We start from the raw sequence: 9,600 nt of genomic DNA, 5'->3' as shown, positions 1-9,600 counted from the left end.
GGGGTACGCCACCCGATGCGGGCGGGTCCGGACCACCGCGCCGCCGGTGTGGGAGCACACCAGCCCCGCCCCCCGTTCAGCGGCCACCGCAACCAACTCCGGATCCGCGCCAGCCCAGGTGTCATTGATCAGATCAGCACCTGCCGCGCAGGCGGCCTGGGCGACCGCACTGCGCCATGTGTCGACGCTGATCACCACCTCCGGATGCCGGTCGCGGATCCACGCGACCATCGGCACCACGCGCGCCGCCTCGGTCGCCGCGTCCACGTCTGCGCCGGGTCCGGCCTTCACCCCTCCCAGGTCGATGATGTCGGCGCCCTCAGCCATCACCTCGTCGATACGGGCCATCGCGGCCGCATCGGAAAAGGTGGCGCCGCCGTCGTAGAACGAGTCGGGGGTGCGGTTCACGATCGCCATCACGAGCGCCCGGTCGGTGGCCACCGGGCGCCCACAGAGGGTCGCCGGACGGCCAGTCGGCGGTTCCGGAGCGGGCGAGCCGGCGATTGCGCCGCCACGCGGTCGAAGGGTCAGCGTGGCACCTTCGCCGCGGCCACCTCGTCGAGGTAGCCCTCGTAGAACGGCACGTACCCGTCGGCCCGGCCCTTGAGCACCCACACGTCGTCGTCGCCGACCTCGGTGAAGCCCGCACCGCGCAATTCGACCTTACGGTTCTTGAAGGTCGTCGTGGCCTCGATCTGGTCCACCGTGCGCAGGAACAGCGGTACCGCGTACGACGGCAGTTCCGCGTAGAGTTTGTCGGCCAGAGCTTTGCCGTCGAGCTCGGCGCCCTCGGTCAAGGTAACCGCCGCCATACCGGCGCGGCCGTCACAGCCGGGCACCTCCACGCCATAGGCGACGGCATGCTCGATGGCGGGAAGCTCACCGAGCGCGCCTTCCACCTCGGTGGTCGCCACGTTCTCACCCTTCCAGCGGAACGTGTCACCGAGACGGTCAACGAAGGCAATGTGCTTGAAGCCCTGTTCCCGGACCAGGTCGCCGGAATTGAACCAGGCGTCGCCATCAGCGAAGGCATCCCGGATGATCTTCTTCTCGGTCTCTGCGCCATCGGTGTAGCCGTCCAGCGGTACCCGTTCGGTGATCTTGCTGATCAGCAGGCCCGGCTCACCCTTACTCACCTTGCGCAGTCGACCATCGGCGCCGCGCTTTGGGCTGCCATCTGCCTCGTACTTGACCACCTTGAACGGCAGCGGGCAGAAACCCGCGGTGCGCTTGGCGTTGAAGGCGTTGACGAACACCAGGTTCAGTTCACTGGCGCCGTAGAACTCGACGACGCGGTCGACGCCGAAGCGCTCGGCGAAGGTGTCCCACACCTCGGGGCGCAGACCGTTGCCCACCATCACCCGGACGGCATGGCGGCGGTCGGTCGGCTTCTCCGGCTGGGCCAGCAGGTAGCGGCACAGTTCACCGATATAGCAGAAGGCGGTGGCCCGGTTGGCGATGATGTCGTCCCAGAACCGGGACGCCGAGAACTTGCGGGCAATCGCGATGCAGGCACCTCCCGCGAGCACCGAACCGAGGGATACCGAGAGTGCGTTGTTGTGGTACATCGGCAGGGCCACGTACATGGTGTCGCTCGGTCGCAGCCGCACCGCGAGGCCGCCGATCCCCGAGTAGTTGGCGAGCCAGCGATTGTGGCTCATCAAACTGGCCTTGGGCAAGCCAGTGGTGCCCGAGGTGAAGATGTAGAACGCCGTCGTCGAGGCCGGTAGCGTCGCGGTGACGGTCGGATCGGTGTCCGGTTGATCGGCGGCAGCAGCCTCGAGCGAAGCGTAGTCGAGCACATGCTCAGGGTGACGCTCGGGGCTCATCGTCTCCCACGCGTCGACGCACTGCGGATCGCGGATCAGAACTTTGGCGTCGAGCAAGCCCATCGAATGGTCGATGACGTGACCGTGCTGGTTGTAGTTCAGCATGCCCGCAACCGCACCCAGCTTCAGCGTGGCCAGCACCACGAGCAGGTCAGTGGTGTTGTTTTCGGCCAGAATGCCAACGACATCGCCGGTGCGGACCCCACGATCGGCCAGCACCCCTGCGTACCGGTTGACCTGCCGATTGGCCTCCCCGTAGGAGAGAGCCTGCCCCTCGAACCGCACGAACGGGCGATCAGGATGCTTAGCCGCCAGATCTGCAAAGACACTGCCGATCGTCTTCTTCACCGAGCCGGAACGGATCAACATGCCCGGCGCGTGACGGGCCATCGAGAGGGCATCGGGCGCCATCTCGACGACGCCTTTCAGCAGTGCGCCGATACCGACGGTGCTCTGCCTACTTGGCTTATTTGCTGGAGCGTTTGCCTGGTCCGCCATGGTCATCCCCAAAGTCCTTCTCATCCCGCACAATAGTGTGACTTACCTTACCGTCGAGTCAGCTATAGCCAGTGCCGCCCCCACGTCGCCGACCACCTGCAGTCGGTCCACCGCGTGGCGCGCAACAAAACCCCGCGTGGTGAGGTCGGCCAGCCACGCCAGAATCGGCGTGTAGAAGTCGTCGTAATTGACCAGCGCCATCGGTTTACTGTGCACCCCGAGGAAACCACCGGTCCATGTCTCGAACAGTTCCTCAAGCGTCCCAATGCCGCCGGGCAGAATGATGAACCCCTCGGACAACTCGTCCATCAGCCGCTTCCGCTCGCGCATCGTGTCGGTGACGATCAGCTCATCGGAATCGGTGTCGGCCACCTCAGCCCGCATCAGGTGCTCGGGGATGATCCCAATCGTGTAGCCGCCGGCCGCACGCGCCCCGCGCACCAGCGCGCCCATCATGCCGACGCTGCCACCCCCGGAGACCAGCGTGTGCCCGGCGCCAGCGATTGCCGCACCGGTCTGCGCCGCGAGCTCGAGATAGTTCTTGTCGACCGGACCGGACGCGCAGTAGACGCAGATCGCGCTCATCGCGCCGCCGCCATCATCGACCGGTTCACCGGACACCGACTGCGCGCACCGCGGCCACCGCCTGGTCGACCGTGTCGACGACGGTCACCAATCCCACGTCCTCCGGGCTGACCATTCCACCGGCCAGCAACGATTCGCGGAGCCAATCGGTCAGCGGCCCCCAGAAGGTCCGCCCGATCAGGACGATGGGGAACTTAGTGACCTTCCCGGTCTGCACCAGGGTCACGGCTTCGAAGAGTTCGTCGAGGGTGCCGACACCGCCGGGCAGACACACGAATGCCTGCGCGTACTTCACGAACATGGTTTTGCGGACAAAGAAGTACCGGAAATTCATCCCGACGGTGAGGTACGGGTTCATATGCTGCTCGAAGGGCAACTCGATGTTCAGTCCGACCGATTGACCACCGGCCTCGAAGGCCCCCTTATTGGTGGCCTCCATCGCGCCAGGGCCGCCCCCGGTGATCACCGAGTATCCGGCCTGCGCCAACTTTCGCCCGAGTTCGACACCGGTCTCGTAGGCGGCACTGCCCGGTGCGATGCGCGCCGAACCGAACACGGTCACCGCCTCGCCGACCTCCCGCATGGCATCGAATCCAGCAACGAACTCGGACTGGATGCGCAACACTCGCCAGGAGTCCTGGGCGGTGCGCTCGGTGGCCAGTTGCCGGTCGCTCGGATCAACCCACTGCAGCAGGGTCTCGTCACTGGTGACGTACTCGTCCCCTTCCGGCACGCGGACCCGGACCGCACCGGCATAGCGGACGCCATCGTCGACCGGCAGATCGTCGTCGAGCGGCTCGGGTGTCACCTCAGTCATGGGCCCACGCTAGCAATCGCCCCTGCGGCCAGCGCAGGTCAGGCGGAGAGATAGGTCCGCAGCAGCTCGGTCACTGCGTAGATCTGGGCCACCGGCACTCGCTCGTCGGCGCGATGGGCCAGGCTCGGATCGCCGGGGCCCAGGTTCACCGCCGGTATCCCGAGTGCGGAAAATCGGGCGACGTCCGTCCATCCGTACTTGGCCCGAAACTTGCCGTCCGCGGCGTCGACCAGCGCGGCCGCTGCCGGATGCGTCAATCCGGGCAGGGCACCCGGAGCACTGTCGGTGATCTGGGCGGTCAGTGTGCCGTCGGCGAGGTCGCTTGCGAAAACCTCCCGCACATGCGCGAAAGCCTGCTCCTCGGAGCGGTCCGGGGCGTATCGGAAATTCACGTCGAGATAGGCCGCGTCGGGAATCACGTTGCCTGCCACACCGCCGCTGACGGCGACCGCCGACAACCCCTCGCGGTACTCGCAGCCGTCGATGTCAACGGTGCGCGGCACGTACGCGTGCAGTCGAGTCAGCGCCTCCCCCAGGCGATGGATCGCATTCTCGCCCATCCACGAGCGCGCCGAGTGCGCGCGAATTCCCTTGGCGGACAGCCGGACGCGCATGGTTCCCTGGCAGCCCGCTTCGATCAGTCCGCCGGTCGGCTCACCGAGAATAGCGACGTCGCCGACCAGCCATTCGGGCTTCTCCCGCTCAATGAAGCCCAGCCCGTTGAACTTGGCAGCAATCTCCTCGCAGTCGTAGCAGATCAGGGTGAGATCGTGCGCGGGCTGGTCAAGCGTGGCGATCAAGTGCAGGAAGACGGCCAGCCCGGACTTCATGTCGACGGTGCCGCAGCCGTGCAGCATGTCCCCCTCGTCGTCACTGTTGGTACGCCACGAAGGCAGATTGTCGGCGATCGGCACGGTGTCCAGGTGCCCGGCCAGCACCACCCGGGTGGGTAGCCCCCGCGTGGTGCGGGCCAGCACCCGGTTGCCGAATCGGGAAATCTCGAAGCCACGCGTTTGCGCGCGCAGCGCCGCTTCGATTGCATCGGCGATTAGCGCCTCGTCGTGGCTCACGCTGCGCATGTCGACCAGCGCGGCAGTCAGTTCGACGGGGTCGGCGCTCAGGTTCAGGTCGGGAACACTCACATCCGCCACTCTAAGACACCGCGCGCCCGGCCCGCCGCCGACCGGCGACGTCGCCCGAACGGGTGACTTTGCCACCGCGCGCTTGGTGTCGACGGTCATGGCCGACAAGGATGCAGTCATGACCGACGAGACGACGCCCTCCGGCCATCCGGACCTGCCGTCGAAGTACCACCAGCATGCCAGCGGCACGGAGAGTCACGACCCCGATGCGGTCCACCCCCAACGCCCGGCTGGCACTCCCCCGCCGCCGAAAAGTCCGCACCGCACCCGCAATCTGATTCTCAGCGCGGTGGGCGCCATCCTCGCGCTGGCGGTTGTCATCGGCGTCATCGCCGCCACTGCCGGCAGTCGCCAGACGCCGGACCGCGCCGCGGCCTCCTCGACCGCCTACCAGCTACCGCCGAAGCCGCAGGCCTGCGTCGACGGCGTACCCGGCGGCAAGCACCCCCGATCCGGGCTCGACGTGGGTGACGTTCTGGTCGAGAAGAAGTCCCTCCCAGCCGGCTGGACGACCACCGACCTGCGCCTGCCGCTGGCCACCAAAGCCCAGTTGCTCACCTCGCCGGGCCCCACCCAGTCAACGGCAACCCAGTCAACGGCAACCCAGTCGACGGTGACCCAGTCGACGATGACCGGTTCGGACGGTGCAAGCGCCGACCTACCCGCGATGTTTGGGCTGATCACCGTCGACGCCGCCGAGGGCGCCACGCTCCGTGAGGTCGGCGATACGTTCCTCAGATGCCTTCCGTACCTCCCGCGCTACGCCGAGGTCGAGGCGCTGCCGCCGGTGGTGACCAACGTCGAAGAGCAGACGACCGAGAACGGCGTCGACTATGTCCACCTGGCAGCCCGGCTGACCATCGGCACCGACGCCGATCGTGGCGGCGACGCCGTGTACCTCGTGGCGATCGGCACTGACCCGCGCACCATCGCCGTCGGCATCGCTCCGCTCGGCGATGAAGCGGGGCAGCAGAAGCTACAGCAGGCGTTGTCAGGGCTGCAGATCCGCGCCCCGCAGAAGTAGACTCCTCTTCCGTGACTACTCAAGGTGCATATGCCATCGGAATCGCCACGCTCACCGACGACGGCGTCGTCCTGGACACGTGGTTCCCCGCCCCCGAACTGACTTCCGCAGACTCCGCCGAGGGCGCCGGGACCACCGTCTTGTCCGACGTTGATACCCCGGCCGAATTGCGCGAGGCAGTCGGCGTCGACGGTGCCCGAGGCGTCACGACCGTCGCGGTGCGCACCGTGATCACCGACCTGAACGACGATCCCATCGACGCCCACGACGTCTATCTGCGCCTGCACTTGCTCTCGCATCGCTTGGTGCGCCCGCATGGCCAGAACCTGACCGGCGTCTTCGGTCTGCTCGCCAATGTGGTGTGGACCAACTTCGGCCCGTGCGCCGTCGAAGGCTTCGAGGCCACCCGCGCCCGCCTGCGCCGCCGCGGCCACGTGACCGTGTACTCGATCGACAAGTTCCCGCGCATGGTCGACTACGTCGTGCCCAGCGGTATCCGCATCGGCGACGCCGACCGTGTGCGCCTAGGCGCCCACCTCGCCCCGGGCACCACCGTGATGCACGAGGGTTTCGTCAATTTCAATGCTGGCACCCTGGGCAACTCGATGGTCGAGGGACGCATTTCCGCTGGCGTGATCGTCGGCGACGGCTCCGATATCGGCGGCGGCGCCTCCACGATGGGCACCCTGTCCGGTGGCGGCACCGAGATCATCTCCATCGGCCGCCGCTGCCTCCTGGGCGCCAATGCCGGCTGCGGTATCCCGCTCGGCGACGACTGCGTGATCGAAGCTGGCCTGTATGTCACCGCAGGCACCAAGGTCACCGGCCCGGACGGCACCGTCGTCAAGGCGCGCGAGCTGGCCGGGCGCAGCAACCTTCTGTTCCGCCGCAACTCCGAGACCGGCGCCGTCGAGGTGCGGGCCAAGGAGGGTGACGGGATCGCCCTGAACGAGGCTCTGCACGCCAACGACTAATGGTGTTCGTGGTGGCCGTCCCACCGTGACCTCTGGTTAGTGGCGCGCCCTGTTCCACGGGGTGCGCCACTAGCGTGGCAGGTGTCGCGATAGTGCGACACTGCACGACAAGAACCGCGACGGATGCGACGTTAACCGATCGATAAGCGCGACAGATGCCCTCGCGCGGTCAGGTGAGGCGGGTGACAGCTTCAGCGACGCGCTCATCGGTGGCGGTGAACGCCATCCGGATGTGCCCGGCGCCGGCCGGCCCGGAGAAGTCGCCGGGGGCGACGAGGATGCCGCGCTCAGCGAACCAGTCCAGGGTGGCGCGGGAGTTGCCGTCGGCAAGCCCTGGCACGTCCGTAGCCCGCGCCCAAAGGTAAAGGCCAGCTTCGGAGTTGTCGATGGTGAAACCCGCCGCTTCCAGCGCAGCTTTGAGTTGCTGCCGACGGGCGCGGTAGCGCTCACGCTGGGCGTCGACGTGCACGTCGTCGCGCAGGGCCGCGACCATCGCACCCTGCACCGGGTACGGCACAATCAGACCGGCGTGCTTGCGCACTGCCAGTAGTTCGGCGATCAGCGCCTTGTCGCCGGCCAGGAAACCCGCACGGTAGGACGCCAGGTTCGACACCTTCGACAGCGAATGCACCGAAATCAGCCCGGTGTGGTCACCGTCGCACACCGCCGGATCCAGAATGCTGATCGCCGGCTGATCCCAGGCCAGACCCAAGTAGCACTCATCGGAAACCACGACGACGCCGCGCTGCCGGGCCCACGACACTACCTTGCGCAAGTGGTCGACGGGCAGGACCTTACCGGTCGGGTTCGACGGTGAGTTCAGGAACAGCAGCGCGGGGCTTTCCGGGCCCACCGCCACGGTCGAATCCGCGCGCAGCACCCGTGCCCCGGCCAGCAGTGCGCCCACCTCGTAGGTGGGGTAGGCGATCTCCGGGATCACCACGAGGCTGCCCGCGGGCACGCCGAGCTGACTCGGCAGACCGGCGATCGCTTCCTTGGTGCCGATTACCGGCAGGATCGCCTCAAGGTCCAGTCCGTCGGCACGCGTTCCCGACGCTCCACCCGCCTCGATGCCGAACCGGCGCGCCAGGGCGTCCGCGGCAGCTTGCCGCAGTTCGACGGTGCCGATTGTCGTCGGGTAGCCGGGGAACTCCGAGGAATCGGCTAGTCCCTGCCGGATGATCGGGTCGACCGGATCGACCGGGGTACCGACCGACAGATCGACAAGGCCGCCACGGTGGGCGGTAGCGCGTGCCTTTGCCCCGGAAATGGTGTCCCAGGGAAAGTCAGGCAGCACGGCACTCACCGGTTGCAGGCGCCCGTACGTCTGGCGGGCCGAATCCGACGACGGGCGGGCGCCAGCCATCTAGGCCTCTTCACCCATCGGCGGCAGGTTCTTGATGAACGACGGATCGAAGTCGGTCTTGCCGACTTTGCTCGCCCCACCCGGCGACCCGAGATCGTCGAAGAAGTCGACGTTCGCGCTGACGTAGGGCTCCCACTCATCGGGGACGTCGTCCTCGTAGAAGATCGCTTCGACCGGGCACACCGGCTCGCACGCGCCACAGTCCACGCACTCGTCGGGCTGGATGTACAGCATCCGGCCACCCTCATAAATGCAGTCGACCGGACACTCCTCCACGCAGGCACGGTCAAGCACATCCACGCAGGGCTCGGCGATGATGTAGGTCACTCTCAGCTCTCCTTCACACACGTCAGGTCGACCGACGCGAGGGCTGATCACGGCGGGGACTTTCTGACAGACCTCTACAGCCTATCTGCCCCTCATCGGCGACGAAGAACCCGACGAGGCAATCTCCCCCAGCGAGGTCGCATTGCACCGGCCATGACTTTAAATCAGCGTGCAATTAACCCCCGATCCGGCGGATCCCGGTCACATCGGCTTGCCAATTCAGATACCCCTGGGGGTATAGTAGGTAATGAAGGAGGCAGACATGAGAATTGTGGTTGTCGGCGGTGTCGCCGGCGGAATGAGCGCGGCCGCCCGAGCCCGGCGGCTGGACGAGAACGCCGAGATCATCGTGTTCGAGCGGGGTGATCATCCGTCGTTCGCGAACTGTGGGCTGCCCTACTATGTCAGCGGCGAGATTACCTCCGAGCGCGACCTGTTGGTGCAGACACCCGAGTCACTCCGCGACACCCTGGACCTGGACGTGCGCGTCCGCCATGACGTCATCGGGGTCGATCCGGTCGCCAAAACCGTGCGCGTGCACACCGCAGCTGGCGAACAAACCGTTGCCTACGACGAGCTGATCCTCTCCCCCGGCGCCACCGCCGTCCGACCACCGCTGCCGGGCCTGGATTCTCCCCGCGTCCAGACCCTGCGCACCGTCGGCGATGCCGTGCGCCTGCGCGAGAACGTCGACGAGGGAGCTCGCCGCGCCGTGGTTCTCGGGGCCGGCTTCATCGGCCTGGAGGCAGCCGAAGGCCTGCGCATGCAGGGTCTGACCGTCGACGTCGTGGAGCTTGCTCCCCACATCTTGCCCCCACTGGAGACCGAGATGGCCTCGCTGATCAGCGCCGAGCTGCGCGATGCCCTGGGTATCGCGGTCCACGAAGGCATCGGGGCCACTGCCATCGAGACCGGCCCCCAACACGACGAGGTGGTCCTGTCCGACGGCACGCGCATCCCCGCAGACGTCGTCGTGCTGTCGGTCGGTGTCACCCCGGACACCGCGGTGTTCGCCGCCGCTGGCGTGCTGTGCGAACG

Annotated in this window: 10 protein-coding genes; 3 read left to right on the top strand and 7 right to left on the bottom strand. The window is 67.0% G+C overall.

The genetic code is table 11. The features are described 5' to 3' along the window. The 5 genes from WAW85_RS13990 to dapE all read right to left on the bottom strand — a co-directional run. On the bottom strand, positions 1–417 hold a 417-nt coding region (locus tag WAW85_RS13990; protein ID WP_422560209.1), incomplete at its 3' end, for a dihydropteroate synthase. Between the two features lie 110 nt (positions 418–527). Further along, on the bottom strand, positions 528–2,333 hold the full coding sequence (locus WAW85_RS13985; RefSeq protein ID WP_422560207.1) for a long-chain-acyl-CoA synthetase: 1,806 nt from the start codon (positions 2,331–2,333) through the stop codon (positions 528–530). A gap of 36 nt (positions 2,334–2,369) precedes the next feature. After that, the gene (locus WAW85_RS13980) at positions 2,370–2,912 is read right to left on the bottom strand and encodes a TIGR00730 family Rossman fold protein (RefSeq protein WP_422560208.1); all 543 of its coding nucleotides are present in this window, start codon (positions 2,910–2,912) and stop codon (positions 2,370–2,372) included. 25 nt (positions 2,913–2,937) lie between these two features. Next, on the bottom strand, positions 2,938–3,729 hold the full coding sequence (locus tag WAW85_RS13975; protein WP_422560206.1) for a TIGR00730 family Rossman fold protein: 792 nt from the start codon (positions 3,727–3,729) through the stop codon (positions 2,938–2,940). A 38-nt stretch (positions 3,730–3,767) separates the two neighbouring features. Beyond that, a complete protein-coding gene (gene dapE, locus WAW85_RS13970; RefSeq protein WP_422560205.1) occupies positions 3,768–4,871 on the bottom strand; it encodes a succinyl-diaminopimelate desuccinylase in 1,104 nt (367 codons plus the stop codon). Between the two features lie 118 nt (positions 4,872–4,989). On the opposite strand from dapE, the gene WAW85_RS13965 reads away from it, so the two are divergent. After that, positions 4,990–5,895, top strand: coding sequence for a hypothetical protein (locus tag WAW85_RS13965; protein WP_422560204.1), 906 nt, complete (start codon positions 4,990–4,992; stop codon positions 5,893–5,895). A gap of 11 nt (positions 5,896–5,906) precedes the next feature. Continuing rightward, positions 5,907–6,869: a 2,3,4,5-tetrahydropyridine-2,6-dicarboxylate N-succinyltransferase gene (gene dapD, locus WAW85_RS13960; protein ID WP_422560203.1), complete on the top strand. Its 963-nt coding sequence runs from the start codon at positions 5,907–5,909 to the stop codon at positions 6,867–6,869. A 169-nt stretch (positions 6,870–7,038) separates the two neighbouring features. On the opposite strand, the gene dapC is transcribed toward dapD, so the two are convergent. Next, the gene (gene dapC, locus WAW85_RS13955) at positions 7,039–8,235 is read right to left on the bottom strand and encodes a succinyldiaminopimelate transaminase (protein ID WP_422560202.1); all 1,197 of its coding nucleotides are present in this window, start codon (positions 8,233–8,235) and stop codon (positions 7,039–7,041) included. Further along, the gene (gene fdxA, locus WAW85_RS13950) at positions 8,236–8,562 is read right to left on the bottom strand and encodes a ferredoxin (protein ID WP_422560201.1); all 327 of its coding nucleotides are present in this window, start codon (positions 8,560–8,562) and stop codon (positions 8,236–8,238) included. It abuts the gene before it with no gap. A gap of 262 nt (positions 8,563–8,824) precedes the next feature. Between fdxA and WAW85_RS13945 the strand changes: the two genes are divergently transcribed. After that, the coding region (locus WAW85_RS13945) for an NAD(P)/FAD-dependent oxidoreductase (protein ID WP_422560200.1) at positions 8,825–9,600 on the top strand (776 nt) is incomplete at its 3' end.

Origin of the sequence: Gordonia sp. (in: high G+C Gram-positive bacteria) (assembly GCF_049299075.1) — a bacterium.
GTDB lineage: Bacteria > Actinomycetota > Actinomycetes > Mycobacteriales > Mycobacteriaceae > Gordonia.
The sequence above is the reverse complement of the archived record's forward strand: the minus strand, read 5'-3'. Positions and strand labels throughout refer to the sequence as shown.

Excerpts from the sequence above, each read along its gene's own strand:
- WAW85_RS13985 (WP_422560207.1), bottom strand. The coding sequence starts at position 2,333 with ATGACCATGGCGGACCAGGCAAACGCTCCAGCAAATAAGCCAAGTAGG.
- WAW85_RS13980 (WP_422560208.1), bottom strand. The coding sequence starts at position 2,912 with ATGAGCGCGATCTGCGTCTACTGCGCGTCCGGTCCGGTCGACAAGAAC.
- WAW85_RS13975 (WP_422560206.1), bottom strand. The coding sequence starts at position 3,729 with ATGACTGAGGTGACACCCGAGCCGCTCGACGACGATCTGCCGGTCGAC.
- WAW85_RS13965 (WP_422560204.1), top strand. The coding sequence starts at position 4,990 with ATGACCGACGAGACGACGCCCTCCGGCCATCCGGACCTGCCGTCGAAG.
- dapC (WP_422560202.1), bottom strand. The coding sequence starts at position 8,235 with ATGGCTGGCGCCCGCCCGTCGTCGGATTCGGCCCGCCAGACGTACGGG.